The sequence below is a fragment of the Pseudarthrobacter sp. ATCC 49987 genome (assembly GCF_009928425.1).
In the GTDB taxonomy this organism is placed as follows: Bacteria; Actinomycetota; Actinomycetes; order Actinomycetales; family Micrococcaceae; genus Arthrobacter.
This window is the reverse complement of sequence record NZ_JAABNS010000001.1, coordinates 882,726-901,976: the sequence shown is the minus strand read 5'-3', so window position 1 is coordinate 901,976 and position 19,251 is coordinate 882,726. Positions and strand designations below refer to the sequence as shown.

13 protein-coding genes and 2 tRNA genes are annotated in these 19,251 nt (G+C 66.4%); 6 read left to right on the top strand and 9 right to left on the bottom strand.

Annotated features, from left to right (window positions below; translation table 11 throughout):
- Positions 1-34: 34 nt before the first annotated feature.
- The 5 genes from GXK59_RS04245 to GXK59_RS04225 all read right to left on the bottom strand — a co-directional run bounded on the left by GXK59_RS04245 (position 35) and on the right by GXK59_RS04225 (position 5,103).
- Positions 35-568 (bottom strand): gluconokinase, encoded by a 534-nt coding sequence (locus tag GXK59_RS04245; protein ID WP_160664637.1) that lies wholly within the window; start codon positions 566-568, stop codon positions 35-37.
- Between the two features lie 74 nt (positions 569-642).
- Entirely contained in the window at positions 643-1,422 is a 780-nt protein-coding gene (locus GXK59_RS04240) for a PIG-L deacetylase family protein (protein ID WP_160664635.1), read from the bottom strand.
- Positions 1,423-1,426: 4 nt separating this feature from the next.
- A complete protein-coding gene (locus tag GXK59_RS04235) occupies positions 1,427-2,380 on the bottom strand; it encodes an electron transfer flavoprotein subunit alpha/FixB family protein (RefSeq protein WP_160664633.1) in 954 nt (317 codons plus the stop codon).
- Between the two features lie 14 nt (positions 2,381-2,394).
- Entirely contained in the window at positions 2,395-3,195 is an 801-nt protein-coding gene (locus GXK59_RS04230) for an electron transfer flavoprotein subunit beta/FixA family protein (RefSeq protein WP_160668982.1), read from the bottom strand.
- Between the two features lie 267 nt (positions 3,196-3,462).
- Entirely contained in the window at positions 3,463-5,103 is a 1,641-nt protein-coding gene (locus GXK59_RS04225; protein ID WP_160664631.1) for a S1C family serine protease, read from the bottom strand.
- Positions 5,104-5,412: 309 nt separating this feature from the next.
- On the opposite strand from GXK59_RS04225, the gene GXK59_RS04220 reads away from it, so the two are divergent.
- From GXK59_RS04220 to GXK59_RS04210, 3 genes are all read left to right on the top strand, one after another.
- On the top strand, positions 5,413-7,449 hold the full coding sequence (locus tag GXK59_RS04220; protein ID WP_202129054.1) for a TPM domain-containing protein: 2,037 nt from the start codon (positions 5,413-5,415) through the stop codon (positions 7,447-7,449).
- Between the two features lie 140 nt (positions 7,450-7,589).
- A complete protein-coding gene (locus GXK59_RS04215; protein WP_160664627.1) occupies positions 7,590-8,375 on the top strand; it encodes a PspA/IM30 family protein in 786 nt (261 codons plus the stop codon).
- Between the two features lie 195 nt (positions 8,376-8,570).
- Positions 8,571-10,010 carry a cryptochrome/photolyase family protein gene (locus GXK59_RS04210; protein WP_160664625.1) on the top strand — a complete coding sequence of 480 codons (1,440 nt, stop codon included), beginning with the start codon at positions 8,571-8,573 and terminating at the stop codon, positions 10,008-10,010.
- A 140-nt stretch (positions 10,011-10,150) separates the two neighbouring features.
- Here the strand turns inward: GXK59_RS04210 and GXK59_RS04205 are convergent.
- A tRNA-Met gene (locus GXK59_RS04205) sits at positions 10,151-10,224 on the bottom strand.
- A gap of 170 nt (positions 10,225-10,394) precedes the next feature.
- On the opposite strand from GXK59_RS04205, the gene GXK59_RS04200 reads away from it, so the two are divergent.
- Complete coding sequence (locus GXK59_RS04200; protein WP_160664623.1) at positions 10,395-11,549, top strand: IS1249 family transposase; 1,155 nt, start codon at positions 10,395-10,397, stop codon at positions 11,547-11,549.
- A 118-nt stretch (positions 11,550-11,667) separates the two neighbouring features.
- Positions 11,668-12,822, top strand: a complete 1,155-nt coding sequence (locus tag GXK59_RS04195) for an IS1249 family transposase (RefSeq protein ID WP_160664191.1) — start codon at positions 11,668-11,670, stop codon at positions 12,820-12,822.
- A 129-nt stretch (positions 12,823-12,951) separates the two neighbouring features.
- Here the strand turns inward: GXK59_RS04195 and GXK59_RS04190 are convergent.
- The 3 genes from GXK59_RS04190 to GXK59_RS04180 form a co-directional block, all read right to left on the bottom strand.
- Positions 12,952-13,025: transfer RNA gene (locus GXK59_RS04190), tRNA-Met, on the bottom strand.
- 192 nt (positions 13,026-13,217) lie between these two features.
- Positions 13,218-16,232 (bottom strand): UPF0182 family protein, encoded by a 3,015-nt coding sequence (locus tag GXK59_RS04185; protein WP_160664621.1) that lies wholly within the window; start codon positions 16,230-16,232, stop codon positions 13,218-13,220.
- Between the two features lie 173 nt (positions 16,233-16,405).
- Positions 16,406-17,554, bottom strand: a complete 1,149-nt coding sequence (locus GXK59_RS04180) for a YlbL family protein (protein WP_237393781.1) — start codon at positions 17,552-17,554, stop codon at positions 16,406-16,408.
- A 236-nt stretch (positions 17,555-17,790) separates the two neighbouring features.
- Between GXK59_RS04180 and GXK59_RS04175 the strand changes: the two genes are divergently transcribed.
- The gene (locus GXK59_RS04175; RefSeq protein WP_160664619.1) at positions 17,791-19,251 is read left to right on the top strand and encodes a zinc-dependent metalloprotease; all 1,461 of its coding nucleotides are present in this window, start codon (positions 17,791-17,793) and stop codon (positions 19,249-19,251) included.

Genomic DNA, 19,251 nt, shown 5'->3' with positions numbered 1-19,251 from the left:
CCTAGCTGGTATGGCGGGGTAAGAACGGGGCCGGCTACGGCCGGCTGGCGCTGCTCGAGCCGAGATGGAGCCGGTCGATGATTTCCTGCGCCTCCTCCAGAGGCGCCAGGCTGACGCTCAGGGTGATGAAATTTTCGTCCTCGGTGGGGGCTTCGAGCGCCTCGAACTGGGACTCCAGCAGTGCCGGGGGCATGAAGTGCCCGTGCCGGGACGCCAGCCGGTCGGAGATCCGGTCCTTGCTGCCGTCGAGGAAGACGAACACGACGCCCTCCCCCCGCAGGACATCCCGGTATCGCTTCTTGAGCGCCGAGCAGGTGACGACGCCGGGCGTCCCGGACTCGGTGTGCCGCCGGATCCACCCCGCGATACTTTCCAGCCACGGCCAGCGGTCCTCGTCGGTCAGCGGCTGGCCGGCATGCATCTTCGCCACATTGGACGCCGGGTGCAGATCATCGCCTTCGGCGAAATCCCAACCCAGCCGGCCGGCCAGCAGGCCTGCGACGGTTGACTTTCCTGATCCCGAGACGCCCATGATGACCAGTACGGGGTGCTGCGCAGTCTTCGCCATTAAAGCCTGCCTTCCTCAATTAAATATGATTTAAACAGAGGCCAGCATATGGGAGAGGACCGCAGGGAGCAACACTAAAACCCGGCGATGGTCCCGGGTCCGTTGACTGTGACGACGTGGAATGCCTCGGCGCTGCGGCCTGCCGGGAGACCGCCGCGTTCGGCTGTCCGGAGCATGAGCCCCCGGACGGTGCGGTCCATGGCCTCGATGTCCGGGTGCTGGCTGACGTGGACATGGATCGCGGCGAGTTTGCCCTCGATGTGGTCCGTGACGTCGACGACGTGGTTCTCGCGTTCCTCCGGCCCGGCGAAGAGCCACAGCCACGGCAGCTTGTAGGCCTCCAGCCCCGCCTCGGCCAGCTCCGGATACGCGAACGGGTTCTCCAGCGCCGGATAGACCGCCCGGGTCACGGCCTCCCCCACCGCCAGATGGTCCGGATGGCTCTTCTGGATCCGGTTCCAGTTCCGTTCCGGGTGCATGGAGAGCACGACGTCGGGCCGGAGCTGCCGGATCAGCCGCACCACCTCGCGGATGACCCCGTGCGAGGGTTCAAGGTAGCCGTCCCGCTCGTGGAGGTAGTGGATGTCGGTGACGCCGACCAGCGCGGCGGCCCGGCGTTGTTCCTCGTTACGCAGCCGGACGATCTCGTCCCTTTGGCCGGGATCGAAGCCGCCCGCGTCGCCGTCGGTCATGATGCAATAGCTGACCTGCGCCCCCGCGGCGGTCCAGGCGGCGATCGTGCCGGCGGCGCCGAAGTCGATGTCGTCCGGGTGCGCAGCGAAACACAGCACCCGTTCGATCCGGTGCTGGTCCGGATCAAACGGGCTGTGCGCCTGCACGGCGGGGGTGCTCACGACGTCAGCCCCGCCGCTTCTTGATTTCCTCGGTGGCCTGCGGGAGGACCTGGAAAAGGTCTCCCACGATGCCGAAGTCGGCGATCTCGAAGATCGGCGATTCCGAGTCCTTGTTCACGGCCACGATCACTGTGGCGGTCTGCATGCCGGCCTTCTGCTGGATGGCCCCGGAGATGCCGGCGGAGATGTACAGCTGGGGTGAAACGGTTTTGCCGGTCTGGCCGATCTGCGCGTCATGGCCGATCCAGCCCGCATCCGTTGCGGCACGGGAAGCGCCGATGGCCGCTCCGAGGGCATCGGCCAGGTCTTCAACCGGGCCGAAGTTGCCGTCGACGCCGCGGCCGCCGGCCACAACGATCCGCGCCTCGGCGAGGTCCGGACGGCCGCTGGCGGCTTTCTCGTTGCGGGCCGTGATCCTGGCCGACGCCGCGGTGGCGGTTTCCGGCACCTCGACGGTGACGGTGGCTGGCGCCGTGCCGGTGACGGCGGGCTCGGGCGTGATGCTGTTGGCCTTGACGGTCAGGACAGCGACCGGCGTCGTGGCCTTCGCCGTGGTGATGTAGGAACCGGCCAGCACGGACTTGTGCGCGGTTCCGTCCGGGTCCACGGCGACGACGTCGGTGATGACGCCGGCACCGAGCTTGATGCCGAGCCTCGCAGCGATTTCCTTGGCTTCCGCCGAGTTCTCGGTCAGGACGACGGTGGCATCGGCGGTCTGCACCGCGGCGGCCAGGTAGGAGGCCTTGGGGCCCACGAGGTAGTCGTCGAGGTCCGCCGCGGACGGACGGTACAGCGTTTGGGCGCCATAGGCACCCAGGGTTGCTGCGACGTCGTCGTGGAGATCGCCGTTGAGGGCGACCGCCGGCTCCCCCAGGGACCGGGCAATGGTGAGCAGCTCCAGGCTGGCCTTCTTCAGGGCCTGGCCGGGGTTGTCAATGAATACGAGTACTTTTGCCATGTCTGGGAATCCCCTTAGAGCAGCTTCTGGGCGGCCAGGAACTCAACCAGCTTGATGCCGGCGTCGCCCTCGTCGGTGATGATGGTGCCGGCGGTGCGCGCCGGGCGTGCCTCGGCGGATTCGACGGCGGTCCAGGAGCCGGACCGTCCGACGTGCGCCGGGTCGACGCCGATGTCGGCAAGGCTCAGCGTCGTGATGGTCTTCTTTTTGGCGGCCATGATGCCCTTGAAATTCGGGTACCGGGGGTCATTGATCTGGTCCGTGACCGAGACGAGGGCAGGCAGTGTTGCCTCGACGGTGTCGGCGTGGGCATCGCCGTCGCGGCGGGCGGTGAGCGTGGCGCCGTCGAGTTCCAGGGAGGACGCGAAGGTGACCTGCGGCAGGTCCAGGCGTTCCGCGAGCTGGGCCGGGACCAGGGAGGTCTCGCCGTCGGTGGAGGCCATGCCGGTGAGGATGAGGTCCGCCGGGGTGTCCGCGCCGAGGTGGCGGATGGCTGCGGCCAGTGCCAGCGAGGTGGCGGCGGCGTCGGAACCGGCCAGGGCGTCGTCGCTGAGGTGGACGCCTTCGCTGGCACCAATCTGCAGGGACTTCTTCACCGCGTTGACGGCGCCGGCAGGACCCATGCTCAGGGCGATGACCTTGTTGCCCGCCGCTTCCCCGCCGCGGGCCTCGATCAGCTGGAGTGCGGCCTCGAGGGCGTACTCATCCAGTTCGGACAGGATGCTCTCGGAGCGGTCTGTTGTGTTGCCCTCGCCGGTGAGGTGCCGGTCGAACTGTGCGTCAGGGACGTGCTTGACCAGCACGATGATCTTCAATGTCTCTTCCACTGTGTTTACAGCAGCCTTCCATGCGGGTGGACAGCCAGCCGGGCGGGGTCGTGGCCACGGAACGCCCGGGGTGCCGGGTTGCTCCTAGCTAACCATATCGGCGGTCGCGGGCGCGGCCGGGTTAAGGCCTGTGTCAGGGCCCCGGCGTGCATGTCAGGCTTCCCTGTGGACGGCGAAGGCCGGGCGGCACCTGGGCGGTGCTGCCCGGCCTTCGCCGGTGGAACCCTATCTGCTGCTCTTACTGCTGTGCCGCTCTTACTGCTCGGCGGCCGCCCCGAGGGTGACGTCGAGCTGCTGTTCCTTGCCGCCGCGGAGGACGGTGACCTTGACCGAGGCCCCGGCGGGCTGCTCGCGCACGGCGGCAGTCAGCTGGTTCGGATCGCTGATGGTGAGGTCCTGGAACCTGGTGACGACGTCACCGACCTTGATGCCGGCCTTGTCTGCAGCGGAACCGGCCTCAACTGTGGCGACCTCTGCCCCGACGGAGAAACCGGATGCCGAGGAACTCGCGGTCTTCTGCTTAACGCTGACGCCGAACTGGCCGTGCGTGGCCTTGCCACTGCTGATGATCTCCTGCGCGACGCGCTTGGCGTGGTTGATCGGGATGCTGAAGCCAACGCCGATGTTGCCGCTGCTCGAGGAGTCGCCGCCGGCCGAGGCGATGGCAACATTCACGCCGATGATCTCGCCCTTGGTGTTGACCAGGGCGCCGCCGGAGTTGCCCGGGTTAATGGCGGCATCTGTCTGGATCACGTTGATCGCGATGCTTCCCTGGTTGGCGGTGCTCTGTCCCTGTCCGCCGTCCGGCGGGGCAAACTGGAAGCCCTGGCCGCCGCCCTGGGAGTTGTCCGCGCCTTCCTTCGGCGCCGCCGAGGAGGCAACGCTGATGGTGCGGTTCAGCGTCGACACGATGCCGTCAGTCACGGTGCCCGTGAGGCCGAGGGGCGAGCCGATCGCGACGGCGGTATCGCCGACGTTCAGCTTTCCGGAGTCGCCCAGGACTGCCGGAACCAGCCCGGAGGCGTTCTGGATCTGCACGACGGCGAGGTCGGACAGCGGGTCCGTGCCGACGATCTTGGCACTGTAGACCTTGCCGTCACTCAGGCGGACTTCGATCGCGGCGTTGGCCGCCGTGCCGTCGAGGGTGACAACGTGCGTGTTGGTGAGGACATGGCCTTCAGCGTCCAGAATGATACCGGAGCCGGTGCCGCCCTCACTGCCGCTCGTTGCCTTGATGGTCACGACGCTTGGCGTGGCCTTCACTGCGGCCGCGGTGATGGCGTTCACGTCTTCCCTGTTGTTCACGATGACAGGGCCGGCCTGGCTGCTGCTGCTGGATCCCCCGGACGCGAGGTCCCGGCCTCCCAGCAGCTGCGTTGTTCCTGCGACCACACCGCCGCCGACGAGGCCGGCGGCCAGGATGCTGGCCACGAGAGTGGGGACTCCGAACGCCGCCTTGCGTTTCGGGGCGTGGGCGGGGTTGGACGCATAGGGCGAACCAGGCTGGTTGCCGCCATAGCCGCCATGTTGCGGCTGGCCGTAGGGAGCCGGGTTGTGCGCTTGCTGGGGCTGGCCGTAGGCGGAGTTGCCGGTTGTCTGGCCGAATCCGGGGTTGTGCTGCGGGTTGGGCTGGCCCGGCGTGTGGCCGTGCGGGACAGGCGCCTGGGGTGCGCCGAACTGCTGAGTCTCCGGCGCCGGGGGGCGGCTGTAGGACGGCTGGTGCTGCGGGTAGACCGGCTGCGGGGAGTTATCCGCGGCCCGGTCCAGCCTCAGGGTTGGGAACTCGTTCGCTGAGTCCGGCGCGGGGGCAGCCTGCGGGTGCCCTGAAGTGCCCTCGTTCGGCGTGGCCGGCTCCCGGTTCTCTGGTGACGCGCCCTGCGCTGGGTTCTCAGTCATAAGACTTCCTTTCATCCTCGTCTGCAATTAACTATGGACGATCTCACTGATACTAGAGCGCACGTTTGCTGGGAGGTTGCTGAACGCCCGGAATGGGCAGCCTGCCGGGCCTGGCAGAGCCTGCTCTCAACGGTTCAGCGCTTTTCGCTGGTGGCATATTCCCCTCGGTGGACGGCCTTATTGGTGCACCATAGAATCAAATGGAATTGCCACAGCGACCTGCGGCTTTACATCTGCGTGGGGGCGCTGCTGCATTCTGTGACGACCGGTTCGGCCCGAACTGGTCGCAGAAGTGCTGAAGGGTTGCACATGCGGTCTACCTATAAACGTCTCCTCGCCGTTCTTGGCGTCGCCGGACTGCTGGCGTTTCCTGCCGCTCCGGCCCTCGCCGAAGATCCGGTGACGCTCGACCCCGTGACGAAGGTTGTTGACTCCGCCGGCGTCCTGGGTGACAGGAGGGGTGAAGTCGAACAGGCCATCAAGAAGCTCGGCACTGACCACGCGATGACGTACCACGTCGTCTACGTGAAGAAGTTCGAGAACCCCACCGACCGTGTGGCCTGGGCCACCGCGGTGGCGGAAAAAGCAAGCCTTGGCGCCAATGCCATGATGCTGACCGTTGCCACGGACACCCGCCAGTACCAGTTGAGCAAGCCCTCCAACAGCAAGATCACGAACGCCCAGCGCGACACCATCGTCTCAAGCGCGGTTGACCCGAACCTGCGCAACGGGGATTACGCACAGGCCGCGATCGATAGCGCCGCGGCCATCGGCGATGCCGCTGGCGGAGGCAAAGGTAACGTTCCGTCCGAGGGCGGGGCCGGAAACGCCGTGCTGGTTGGCGTGGGTGTTGTCGCGGCGGGCGGCGCGGGCGCGTACCTGTACCTCCGCAACCGGCGGAAGAAAGCTGCCGCGGGAGCCAGCGCGGGCACTGGCCCGCAGGGCGAACTGGATCCGCTGGCTGGGCTCACCGTCGAGGAATTGCGCCGCAAGAGCGGCTCGCTCCTGATCGAGGCCGACGACGCCATCAAGTCCAGCGAACAGGAGCTTGGCTTCGCCCAGGCCCAGTATGGCGACGCCGCCGTCGGGAATTTCACGAAGGCTTTGCAGGACGCCAAGGGCCACATGTCCGAGTCCTTCAAGCTGCAGCAGCAGCTCGATGACCACATTCCCGATACCGAAGAGCAGCAGCGGAGCTGGCTCGGTGAGATCATCCGCCGCTCCGAGGCAGCCCTTGCCTCCCTCCAGGAACAAAAAGCCGACTTCGATTCGCTGCGCGAGCTGGAGAAAAATGCCCCGCAGGCGCTGGCCGCGGTCAGCGCCGGGGCGAGCGAGGCGGAAGCCAAAATCGCCAGCGCCGAGCAGTCGCTCGCTGAACTGCGCGCCAAATACGCCGAGAGTGCCCTCGTGCAGGTCGGCGACAACATCAACCAGGCCAAGGAACGGCTTGCCTTCGTGCAGAACGCCTCCGTCACGGCCCGGGAAAAGCTCAGCGCCGGTGAGGGGAGCCTGGCCGCCGTCGCCGTGCGGGCCGCGGAAGAAAGCCTGCACCAGACCAACGTGCTGATTGGCGCCATCACGAAGGTTGCCGGAAACCTCGATGAGGCACGCAGCGGCCTGGAGTCCGCCGTCGTTGACACCTCCCAGGACCTGGCGCAGGCCAGGGCAATGATCCAGTCCGGGGCCCACCCCGAACTTGCCGGACCGGTGGCCGCGGTGGAAGCCGCGCTGGCGCAGGTCAAGGCCGAAATCCAGGGCGGCAAAATCGATCCGATCGCTACCCTGGAGCGGGTCGAGACGGCGCACCAGTCACTGGATGCGTCGCTTTCCGGCATCCGTGACCAGCAGGAGCAGGCCCGCCGTGCGGAGGCGTCGCTGCAGCAGAGCATCATGTCCGCGCAGGCGCAGATCAGCGCAACCTCGGACTACATCACGGCCCGCCGCGGCGGCGTGGGTACCGAGGCCCGGACGCGATTGGCTGAGGCGCAGCGGAACCTGGACTACGCGCTGTCCATTTCCCGCACGGACCCCGTCACGGCCCTGCAGTACGCCCAGCAGGCGCACGCACTGGCGGCGCAGGCCGCGCAACTGGCCCAGTCCGACGTCGACCACTTCGGCGGGTACGCCAACCAGGGATACGGCCGGGGCGGAATGTTCGGCGGCGGAGGCGGTGGCGGCCTGGGCGGCGCCATCCTGGGCGGCATTCTGATCAACTCCATCCTGCACGGTGGCGGTGGAGGCGGCGGCTGGGGCGGCGGCGGCGATTCCGGCGGAGGTTGGGGCGGCGGCGGCGGTGATGCGGGCGGCGGCTGGGGCGGCGATTTCGGCGGCGGCGGCGACTTCTAGCCGGCCACGGGCCCGGCGGTAGCGCAGCCCACTCAGACTAGGCGCCGGCGGGAATACTCCCGGCCGGCGGATAGAAGCGGTACATTTCACAGTTCACCGAAATTCAGTGGGAACCACTGAGCAGGACGAAAGGTAACACCATGAAGCAGTCCATTTTCGGCCGCATGGCGCAGCTGGCGAAGGCCAACATCAATTCCCTGCTGGACCAGGCCGAGGACCCGCAGAAGATGCTGGACCAGATGGTCCGGGACTACACCAACAACATCGCCGAGGCCGAGTCCGCCGTCGCCCAGACCATCGGCAACCTGCGGATGCTCCAGGACGACTACAACGAGGACATCAAGAACGCCCAGGACTGGGGCAAGAAGGCCCTGGCCGCGTCCCGCAAGGCTGATGAGTACCGTGCCAAGGGCGACACCGTCGACGCCGAGAAGTTCGACAACCTCGCCAAGGTGGCGCTGCAGCGCCAGATGTCCGCGGAAAACGAGGCAAAGTCCGCCGAGCCGAGCATCGCATCCCAGACCGAGGTTGTTGACAAGCTCAAGCATGGCCTGGACCAGATGAAGGGCAAGCTCAACGAGCTCACCAGCAAGCGCAACGAACTGGTGGCACGCTCCAAGACCGCCGCGGCACAGACCCAGGTGCACGACGCCCTGAAGAGCATCGACTTCATGGATCCCACGTCCGAGGTGGGCCGCTTCGAAGAGAAGATCCGTCGTGAAGAAGCCAAGGTCCGCGGCCAGCAGGAACTCGCCGCGTCGAGCCTCGACGCCCAGTTCAACTCGCTGGAGGACCTGGGCGAGCAGACCGAGATCGAGGCCCGGCTCGCCGCGCTGAAGTCCGGCGGCTCCCCCGCCGCGATCGGCGCTGGCGAAGGCCGCCCCGCGGGTTCCACCGTCGACGAAGCTGACTTCGACAAGCTGTAAGCACCCCGCCGGTTTCCGCCGGCAGCTTTGACACCCGTTCGGCAGAGGCCGGGCCCGGATCGTCTGCGGACGGTCGGCGGGCCCGGCCTTTGCAGTGCTGGGCCCTTGCTGTGCGGGACTGTGCGGGACTGTGCGGGACTGAGGGCCGCACGACCGCTGTGAGGACGCGGCGCAGCTCGCGTGTACCGTTGATCCATGTCTTCGGGAACCCCTTCTTCGACCCTTGTCTGGCTCCGCGATGACCTCCGGCTGGACGACAACCCGGCCCTGAGCGAAGCCGCCTCGCTGGGACAGCCGCTGACCGTGGTGTATGTCCTCGATGAGTCCTCCGCCGGTGTGCGGCCCCTCGGCGGCGCTACGAAATGGTGGCTGCACCATTCCCTGGCAGATCTTGCCGCCGGTCTTGAGGCCACAGGCTCCCGGCTCCTGCTGCGCCGCGGTCCCGCCGCGGACACCATCCGGGACCTGGCCCGGGAAACCGGCGCCTCGACGCTGCTCTGGAACCGCCGCTACGGCGGCCCGGAACGCGAGGTGGACGCCGGAGTCAAGGCATGGGCCGCGGAGCAGGGCCTCAAGGCGGCCAGCTTCCAGGCAAACCTGATGTTTGAACCGTGGACCGTGCGGACCGGGGCGGGCGGGCCCTACAAGGTCTTCACGCCCTTCTGGCGCGCCTGCCTGGACGCTCCCGAGCCCCGGCTGCCCCTGGACGCTCCGGAGCGCCTCCCGGCCCCGGCAGTGGGCGCGGAGGGGAAGCTTCCGGACAGCGACGGGCTCGACAGCTGGGGGCTGCTCCCCCGCAGTCCGGACTGGAGCGCCGGGCTCGCCGGCACCTGGCAGCCAGGGGAAGCCGGGGCCCAGGAACGGCTGGAGGACTTCCTGGACGGTCCGGTGGAGGAATACGGCACCGGCCGGAACGTCCCCGGGGTCGAGGGCACCAGCCGGCTCTCCGCGCATCTGCGGTTCGGCGAAATCAGCCCCTTCCGGGTCTGGCACAGACTGCGGGAACGCTTTGGCCATGCAGCGCCGGCCGACGTCGGGATCTTCCGTTCCGAACTCGGCTGGCGGGAGTTCTGCTGGCAGCTGCTCTACGAGAACCCGGAACTGGCCACCCGGAACTACCGGCCGGAGTTTGACCGTTTCGACTGGCAGACGCCCTCCGCCGCCGAGCTCGCGGCCTGGCAGCAGGGCAACACCGGCTATCCCCTGGTCGACGCCGGGATGCGCCAGCTCTGGCAGACCGGCTGGATGCACAACCGCGTCCGGATGGCGTCCGCGAGTTTCCTGGTCAAGAACCTGCTGGCCGACTGGAGGCTCGGCGAGGCCTGGTTCTGGGACACCCTGGTGGACGCCGACGCCGCCAGCAATCCGGCGAACTGGCAGTGGGTGGCCGGATCCGGGGCCGACGCCTCGCCATACTTCCGGATCTTCAACCCGGTCACCCAGAGCAAGAAGTTCGACGCCGGTGCCCGCTACCTGCGCGAATATCTCCCGGAACTCTCCGGACTGGACGACAAGTCGATCCACGAGCCGTGGAAGGCCGTCGGTTCGGCCACGGGTTACCCGGAACCGGTCGTCGGCCTGCCCGAGTCCCGTGCCCGGGCGCTGGAGACCTACCAGCGGCTCAAGGACGCCTGAGGCCGGCACTGCCCCGGGTCCCGGTCAACCGGGCCCTTGGGCCGACGTCAGGGCCTGAGGCCAAGGGCACGGGGCAACGGCATTGGGGCAACAAGAAAGGCCCGGATCAACAGATCCGGGCCTTTCTTTTTCTTCTTCAGTTGCGGGGACAGGATTTGAACCTGTGACCTCTGGGTTATGAGCCCAGCGAGCTACCGAACTGCTCCACCCCGCGTTGCTTGATCAACATTACCCTACTTTTGGGGCCGCCCGAACCACCCTCCGGCTGGTTTCAAGCAGCTGGCTTAAAGCGGGTTAGCGGCCAAAATGTGTGTATGAGATTGGCTTGGTTGCCAGTGTTCGCGCGGGTTGTAGGGGTGTGCACATGCTTTGAAAGCATGTGGAGTGACGGTTCGATCAAATCAGCCCCGGTGTGGTGTATGTGCTCAGAAGCTTGTGAAGAACGGTTCGACCAGTGCCGGGCGGACGAGATGGCGGTGTAGGTCGTGTGGTGCTTCGAGTACTCAATCCCGGGTTGATGTCACGAAGAGGGCAGAGTTCACGGCCTTCATTTCCTGGATCACGGGGAAGCAGCGGCAAGGCGCCCACGCCGGCTCGGAGAGGACCTTCAGGCGCCGGAGTGCCTGGTGCTGGAATGTCGCCCCGGCGGCCGCGCGGACCGGGGAAATACACCCGGTGATCATGCTCGATGGCACCTACTTCAACGGCTGGTGCGTCCTGGTCGCTTACACCGGCGAGCACGTCATCGCGTGGCAGTGGTGTGACCGGGAAAAGCACGCCTCGTGGGCTGCGCTTCTGCGGCAGATCCCGGCCCCGGCGGTGGCCGTCGTGGATGGCCACAAGGGCCTGGAGAGCGCCTTGAGGGAACACTGGCCGGAAACGAACGTTCAACGGTGCCTGTTCCATATCCGGCAGAACATCCGCACGCATCTGACGATGCGTCCGAAGCTCGATGCCGGTAAGGAACTACTAGCCCTGGCCAAGGCACTCACCCACGTCACGGACCTTGACCAGGCCGCCGCCTGGTCCGGTGAGTTCGCTTCCTGGGAGGCCCGCTGGGAGAGCTTCCTCAAGCACCGGACCTACGCGAAGAAAACCGGCGCCAGGCCCTCACACATCGGACCGGCACAGACCTGGTGGTACACACATCTGGGCCTGCGCCGGGCACGGGGAAGCCTGGCCGCTGCCATCAAGGCAGGGCACCTCTTCACCTGGCTTACCAGCGCTACCGAAGGCCAGCAGATCGCCCGGACGACCAGCCCGCTGGAGGGAGGAATCAACGCAGGCCTCAAAGACCTTCTGCGGAACCACCGCGGCCTCAGCGAAGACCACGCCACACGCGCCGTCGACTGGTACCTCTACCAGCACACTGAATCACCCCAGGACCCTTGGGACCTCGTGAAACCACACCACTGGCAACCCCAAAAGAAGGAGTCAAAGGAGGTGGAGGAGCCCATCCAACCGGCCCTCTACGACACAGCCTTCAGCTTCGAAGACGGCAACGGAATCCAGCAAGGATGGGGCGGAAGAAACCGGTGACACGCCCAAGCCATACACACATTTTGGGTTAGCGGCCAAAATGTGTGTATGAGATTGGCTTGGTTGCCAGTGTTCGCGCGGGTTGTAGGGGTGTCCACATGCTTTGAAAGCATGTGGAGTGACGGTTCGATCAAATCAGCCCCGGTGTGGTGTATGTGCTCAGAAGCTTGTGAAGAACGGTTCGACCAGTGCCGGGCGGACGAGATGGCGGTGTAGGTCGTGTGGTGCTTCGAGTACTCAATCCCGGGTTGATGTCACGAAGAGGGCAGAGTTCACGGCCTTCATTTCCTGGATCACGGGGAAGCAGCGGCAAGGCGCCCACGCCGGCTCGGAGAGGACCTTCAGGCGCCGGAGTGCCTGGTGCTGGAATGTCGCCCCGGCGGCCGCGCGGACCGGGGAAATACACCCGGTGATCATGCTCGATGGCACCTACTTCAACGGCTGGTGCGTCCTGGTCGCTTACACCGGCGAGCACGTCATCGCGTGGCAGTGGTGTGACCGGGAAAAGCACGCCTCGTGGGCTGCGCTTCTGCGGCAGATCCCGGCCCCGGCGGTGGCCGTCGTGGACGGCCACAAGGGCCTGGAGAGCGCCTTGAGGGAACACTGGCCGGAAACGAACGTTCAACGGTGCCTGTTCCATATCCGGCAGAACATCCGCACGCATCTGACGATGCGTCCGAAGCTCGATGCCGGTAAGGAACTACTAGCCCTGGCCAAGGCACTCACCCACGTCACGGACCTTGACCAGGCCGCCGCCTGGTCCGGTGCGTTCGCTTCCTGGGAGGCCCGCTGGGAGAGCTTCCTCAAGCACCGGACCTACGCGAAGAAAACCGGCGCCAGGCCCTCACACATCGGACCGGCACAGACCTGGTGGTACACACATCTGGGCCTGCGCCGGGCACGGGGAAGCCTGGCCGCTGCCATCAAGGCAGGGCACCTCTTCACCTGGCTTACCAGCGCTACCGAAGGCCAGCAGATCGCCCGGACGACCAGCCCGCTGGAGGGAGGAATCAACGCAGGCCTCAAAGACCTTCTGCGGAACCACCGCGGCCTCAGCGAAGACCACGCCACACGCGCCGTCGACTGGTACCTCTACCAGCACACTGAATCACCCCAGGACCCTTGGGACCTCGTGAAACCACACCACTGGCAACCCCAAAAGAAGGAGTCAAAGGAGGTGGAGGAGCCCATCCAACCGGCCCTCTACGACACAGCCTTCAGCTTCGAAGACGGCAACGGAATCCAGCAAGGATGGGGCGGAAGAAACCGGTGACACGCCCAAGCCATACACACATTTTGGCCGCTAACCCCACATTTTGGCCGCTAACCCCATTTTGGCCGCTAACCCCTTAAAGCAGAAGGTCCGGGACACTGTTCCCAGTGTCCCGGACCTTCTCTTCAGTTGCGGGGACAGGATTTGAACCTGTGACCTCTGGGTTATGAGCCCAGCGAGCTACCGAACTGCTCCACCCCGCGTCGCAAGATCAACTCTACCTGCCGGTGAACTTGAGGCCAAATCGAGGTGGCGTGATGTGCGTCTCCGGGCGCCGCGGCACGTCGCGCCCCGTGTGCTGGAGGGTACGGAAAAGGCCGGGTTCCCGCTCCAGAGGAGCGCGAACCCGGCCTTCAGGCCGTGCTTCCGTCAGCCGTGCATCAGGTGGCCGTGGGTCAGCTGCTCGGCGTCGGCGCAGGGGTGGCCGCCGGACTGGTGGCCCCCGGCGTCGGAGTCGCCGTCGGTGCGGGAACCGGCGTCGCCGCGATCTTGGCCTCGGCGTCGATGGCCCGCTGCAGTGCCGCGGAGAGCTTCTTCTGCTGCTCGCCGTAGGCGGCAAAGTCACCCTTGGCGAGGGCGTCCTGGCCGGCCCTGATGGCGGCGTTCGCCTCGTCCAGGGCAGCTTTCAGCTCTGCCTTGGCGTCCGTGCTGCCCGGCGCGGGCGTGGTGCCGCCCGGCGTCGGCGTCGCGGGTGTCTGGCCGTTGTTGGCTGAGTCGCCGGCACTGGCTCCCGATTCACCGCCGAACAACTGGTTCAGCGCCTCATCCAGGGTCGGTGCGAAACCGATCTTGTCACCAAACGCCACCAGAACGCGCTGCAGTGTGGGGTACGAGGTTTCGCCCGTGGAGCGCAGGTAGACGGGCTGCACGTACGCCATTCCGCCACCCACCGGCAGTGTCAGCAGGTTGCCGTTCAGGACCGCCGACGCACCCTGGCGCAGCAGGTTCAGCGCCTGCGACACCGTGGGGTCCGAGTTGAACTTGTTCTGCGCCTGGCCGGGGCCCGGAACGTTGGTTTCCGGCGGAATCTGCAGGAGCCTGAGCTGGCCGTAGCTCTCGGCCTTCACACCCTTCTCCTTGCCGGCGTCGGAGTCCGCGGCCAGGAAGCCGTAGAGCACGTTGCGGGCGTTTCCGTTGACTACCTGCGGGATGAAGGACGATGTCAGCTGGAAGGCCGGTTTGTCCTGGTCGGGCATCTTCAGGGACATGTAGTACGGCGGCTGCTTGACGTCGTCCTGGACGGTCGGATCGTTCGGGACGCTCCAGGCGTCGTTGTTGGTGTAGAAGTTGTCCGCCTGGGTGACGTGATACCGGCCCAGGAGTTCCCGCTGGACCTTGAAGAGGTCCTCCGGGTAGCGGACGTGGCTCATGAGCGCACCGGACATTTCCGAGAACGGCTTCAGCGATGACGGGAAGATGTTCTGCCACGCTTTCAGAACCGGGTCCTGGTCATCCCAGGCATAGAGCGTCACTTTTCCGTCGTAGGCATCCACGGTGGCCTTGACCGAGTTGCGGATGTAGTTGACCGAGGTGTTCGGCAGGGAGGCTGTCCGCCCGGACGTGGTCTGGGAGTCCGCGGTGGCCGCGGAGAGCTGTTCCTGCTGGGAGTACGGGTAGTACTGGCTGGTGGTGTAGCCGTCCACGATCCACTTCACCCGGCCGTCGACGACCGCGGGGTAGGCATTGCCGTCCACGGTCAGGTACGGGGCAACCTTTTCGACGCGTTCCCGGGGATTGCGGTCGTAAAGGATCTGGGACTCGGGGTTGACGCCATCGGAAAGCAGCAGGTCCGAGGACTGGAACTTGATCGCGTAGAGGACCTTGTTGAAGAAGCTGCCCACGTTCGGGCCGCCGTCGCCAGTGAAGGTGTACTGCGTTTCGCCGTCGCCTTCCTTGGCGGCGGGCCGGTCCTGCTCGCGGTGCTGGGAGCCCTCGGGGGCGCCGACCACTGAGTAGTCGGGCGAGTTCTCGCCGAAGTAGACCCGCGGCTGGTAGGTCGAGTCATCGCCGAGCACGCCGGTGGACGGGATGCCGGACTGCAGGAAATCGGGCTTGCCGTCGACGGTAAACTTGTTGCCCTTCGCGGCGACGACGCCGTAGCCGTGGGTGTAGACGACGTGGCGGTTCAGCCACGACTGCTGGTTGGCGCTCAGCCCGTCCGGGTTGAGTTCGCGGACCGCAATGACGGTGTCCTGGATCTTGCCGTCGATCTCGTATCGGTCCACGTTCAGCGCCTTGGGGAACTGGTAGTACGGCCGGTACTGCTCGAGCTGGGAGAACGCGTCCGAGATCAGGTTGGGGTCCAACAGCCGGATGTTGGCGGTGGTCTGCGCGTCGGGGGCCAGCGCGCCCGTGGTGGCGTTGGTGGTGGCGTTGTACCGGGTCTCCTGGATCTTGTCCAGGCCATAGGCCGAGCGGGTAAGGCTGATGTTGCGCTCGATGTACTGCTTCTCGAGCGTCTGTTCCGAGGGGCGGACCTGGAACTGCTGGATCACCCAGGGGTAGACGCCGCCGGCCAGGATCGAGGTGATAACGAGCATGGCAGTACCAATCACGGGCAGCCGCCACTTGCCGATCACGGCAGCGACGATGAACAGCACTGCGACGAGGGCCGCGGCCACGGCCAGGATGGATTTGGTGGGGATGACGGCGTTGACGTCCGTGTACAGCGCACCGGCCCAGCGGCCGCCACTGTTCTGTACGGAGCTGTAGCGGTCCAGCCAGAAGTTGACGCCGAGCAGCAGCAGGAAAGCTGCACCGGAGACGGCGAGATGGATCTGCGCCGCACGGCTCGTGAAGATGCCGCGCTCCATGATCCGGATACTGCCGTAGAGGTAGTGGGTCAGGATGCCGGCAATGCCGGCGACGATGGTGACGCTGATCAGGAATCCGGTGACGAAGCCCAGGAACGGCAGGGTCATCAGGTAGAAGCTGATGTCGAGCCCGAACTGCGGATCGTTCTGGCCGAAGGGTTCCTGGTTCAGGAACAGGAGCACCTTCTGCCACTGGCTGGCCGCGGCGCTTCCGGCAAACAGTCCGAAGAGGATGGGCAGGCCGATCATAACGACGCGGCGGATCGGTTCAAGCTGGACCTGGTAGCGGTTCAGGTTGTCCCGGATTTCCGAGTCCGGCGCGTACACGGGGCGTGCGTGGTAGGCGATCCGGATGGCGAAGAAGACGGCGGAGAACATCAGTGCGAAGCCGGCCAGGAAGATCGCGATACGCGCCAGGTTCTCGGTCAGGAAGACTTCGAAGAAGCCCAACTGCTGATACCAGAGGACGTCCGTCCAGACATTGGCGAAGAAGATGAAGCCCACGACGATCAAGGCCACAACAATCAACGTCGGCGTCAGTGCGCCTCGTCGTTGCGGGGGTCGTCCGGGCGGGACAGTGCTGGCGGGACGGGACAAACTCGGTACCTCATAGCTGGTCGTCAGTTACTGGTTTTTAGTTATCAGTGCGGCGCTTCGATCCAGGAACGTGGAGTTGCTGAATTGTAGCCACCGCCGGCACCGCCCCAACAGGGCGGCGACGCCGTCATCAAGTGCCACGAGTGGCGGCGGATCTTAGTTCCGGGGCCAGTCTAGTTGCTGGTGCAAACCGGGAGCCCGGATGTGTCGGCTCCTGACGCCGCCAGTTCGACCGCCTTCCGCGCGTCGGCCAGGGTCTCGACCCTGACCACTTGCAGTCCGTCAGGAATATGCCCGGCGACGTCGTCGCAATTGGCGGCCGGGGCGAGGAACAGGGTGGCGCCGCCGGACCGGGCGCCGTGCATCTTCTGGCTGATCCCGCCAATCGGGCCGACTGCGCCGTCGGGGGTGATGGTTCCGGTGCCTGCGACGTGTTTCCCGCCGGTCAGGTCGCCGGGGGTGACGGTGTCCACGATACCGAGGGCGAACATCATCCCGGCGCTGGGGCCGCCGACCTTGTCCAGCGAAATCTTGACGTCGAAGGGGAACTTGAACTTGTACTGCAGCATGACCCCGAGGATGAACCGGCCTGCGGAGGTCTTGGAGGGAGTGATGCTGGCCGTCAGGTTGCTGCCGTCACGGTCGACGACGACATCCACCGGCGCGCCGTTGCCGGCCGCCAGCTCGGTCTGGACGACGCTCAGGGCCGTCGCCGGCTTGCCGTTGACGGACACGATCACGTCGTCTTCCTGGAGTTTGCCCGCGGACGCCGAGCCCTCCGGGATTGCCGCGACCTGCATCTTCTGTTCGAACGCGATGCCCAGTTCCTTCAGGGCTGCGGCGACGGCGTTCTCCTGCGAGGTGGTCATCGCGACGGCGCTTTCCTGCTGGGACTGTTCCTTCGTGACACCGGTGGGGAAGATGAGTTCCTCCGGGTAGACGGCTTTGGCGCCGTTGAGCCAGGCGGAAAACGCCTCGACGACAGTCACCGGCCCGTTGGGGCCGCCGTCGACGTAGACGGTGGTCAAGTCCAGGTTGCCGTTCGCGGGAAACGTCTCATGGCCGGTCACGCTGATGACAGGTGTGCCGTTGTCCTTGCCCAGGGTGTTGAACGTCGGACCGGGTGATTCCACGACGTACGGGACGGGCAGGCTCACGGCGGTGACCCCGAGCGCCAGTGCCAGCAGGCCTGAGACGAGCATGGCTGAGGAGCGCTTGTCCCGCTTCCGGCCCGACCCGGATCCGGGGAGGAGGGAACGTCGGCCCCGGGGCTGCCCGGCCGCCGGCCCGCTGGCGGGCTGGTCACCCTGCGTAATCGTCAATGAAGGACCTCTCCGTGCCGGCGCCCGGGGGACCCTGCGGACCCCTGATCAGCGCACCGCGTCCGCAGCCTGCGCCGCGGCTTCCGCCTGCCAATATTCCAGTTTCCAACACTACGCGCTCGGCTGCCGGCTGGGCTCTTTGCCGACAGCGAACGTGGCCGGGTTTCAGCAGACAGCCCGCTGGCTGCGGGGTACCGTGAACGTGAGAAGCAGCCACACCGACGATCGGCGGGATCATGACCTCCAACCCACTTAATCCGTCCAATGGCGATGAGGAACCCAAGGATCCCCTGGCAGAAATGCTGAAGAACCTGATGGGCGGCCAAGGCATGGGGAACATCGACCCCGCGGAACTGGCGAAGGCCGCGGGCCTTCCGGACGACCCCAACCTCCTCGCCCAGATGTTCTCCCAGGTCCAGGCCATGATGAGTGCATCCTCGGAGGGCCCCGTCAACTGGCAGCTGGCCCATGAAAACGCCCGGCGCGTGGCCGCAAGCGGCTCCGACCCGTCCGTCACGGCGCAGCAGTCCCGCGAGGTCGATGAGGCGCTGCGGCTCGCCGAACTGTGGCTTGACCAGGTCACCGGGCTGCCGGCCACCGGCCTGATCGGCCGGGCCTGGTCCCGGGCCGAGTGGGTCGAGGAAACGCTCGGCACCTGGAAACAGCTGACCGAGCCGGTCGCCAACAGCATCGCCAACGCACTGTCCACCGCCATGACGGAGCAGATGCCGGAGGAAATGAAGTCCATGATGGGCGGCGCGTCCTCCATGCTGCAGAACATGGGCGGGGCGATCTTCGGCATGCAGCTGGGCCAGGCCATCGGGGCGCTCTCGGCCGAGGTCGTCAGCTCCACCGACATCGGCGTGCCGCTGGCGGACCTCGAAATGGCGCTGCTGCCCTCGAACGTGGCCAAATTCGGCGAAGGCCTCAGCCTGCCGGAGAACGACATCCGGCTGTTCCTGGCCGTCCGCGAAGCTGCCCACGCCCGGCTGTTCGTCCAGGTCCCCTGGTTGCGTGGACACCTCCTCGGCGCGATCGAAGCGTATGCCCGCGGCATCCACATCGACACCTCGAAGATCGAGGAACTCGCCCGCGAGCTGGATCCGGGCAACCCGGAGGGCATCCAGGAGGCTTTGTCCCAGGGCGTCTTTATGCCGCAGCGCACCCCCGCCCAGGACCAGGCACTTGAGAAGCTTGAGACCGCCCTCGCCCTCGTGGAGGGCTGGGTGGATGAACTGAGCTGGGCCGCCACCGAGAAGCTGCTGCCCTCGGCCGCGGCGCTGCGCGAGACGGTGCGCCGCCGCCGCGCCACCGGAGGACCGGCTGAACACGCGTTTTCCTCCCTCGTGGGACTGGAGCTGCGGCCGCGCCGGCTCCGGGAGGCCGCAGCGTTGTGGGCCTCGCTCAAGGACGAACGCGGAATCGAGGGCCGCGACGCGATCTGGCAGCACCCGGACCTGTTGCCCACCGCCGAGGACCTGGAAGATCCGAAAGGCTTCAGCGAGCGCCGGAAGCTGGCTGAAGCCAGCGACTCCGAAGTGGACGATGCCCTGCAGAAGCTGCTGAGCGGCGGATTCGACGAACCGGAGGATGCCGGGGCAGCCGGCGACGGCTCCGCCGAGACCGGTGGGGCCGAACAGCCCGGCGAGCCCGGAACTGACGACGCCCCCGGAGAGGGCGACAACCCCAAGTCCTAG

Coding starts and splice junctions, on each gene's coding strand:
- GXK59_RS04245 (WP_160664637.1), bottom strand. CDS start 568: ATGGCGAAGACTGCGCAGCACCCCGTACTGGTCATCATGGGCGTCTCG.
- GXK59_RS04235 (WP_160664633.1), bottom strand. CDS start 2,380: ATGGCAAAAGTACTCGTATTCATTGACAACCCCGGCCAGGCCCTGAAG.
- GXK59_RS04225 (WP_160664631.1), bottom strand. CDS start 5,103: ATGACTGAGAACCCAGCGCAGGGCGCGTCACCAGAGAACCGGGAGCCG.
- GXK59_RS04220 (WP_202129054.1), top strand. CDS start 5,413: ATGCGGTCTACCTATAAACGTCTCCTCGCCGTTCTTGGCGTCGCCGGA.
- GXK59_RS04215 (WP_160664627.1), top strand. CDS start 7,590: ATGAAGCAGTCCATTTTCGGCCGCATGGCGCAGCTGGCGAAGGCCAAC.
- GXK59_RS04210 (WP_160664625.1), top strand. CDS start 8,571: ATGTCTTCGGGAACCCCTTCTTCGACCCTTGTCTGGCTCCGCGATGAC.
- GXK59_RS04175 (WP_160664619.1), top strand. CDS start 17,791: ATGACCTCCAACCCACTTAATCCGTCCAATGGCGATGAGGAACCCAAG.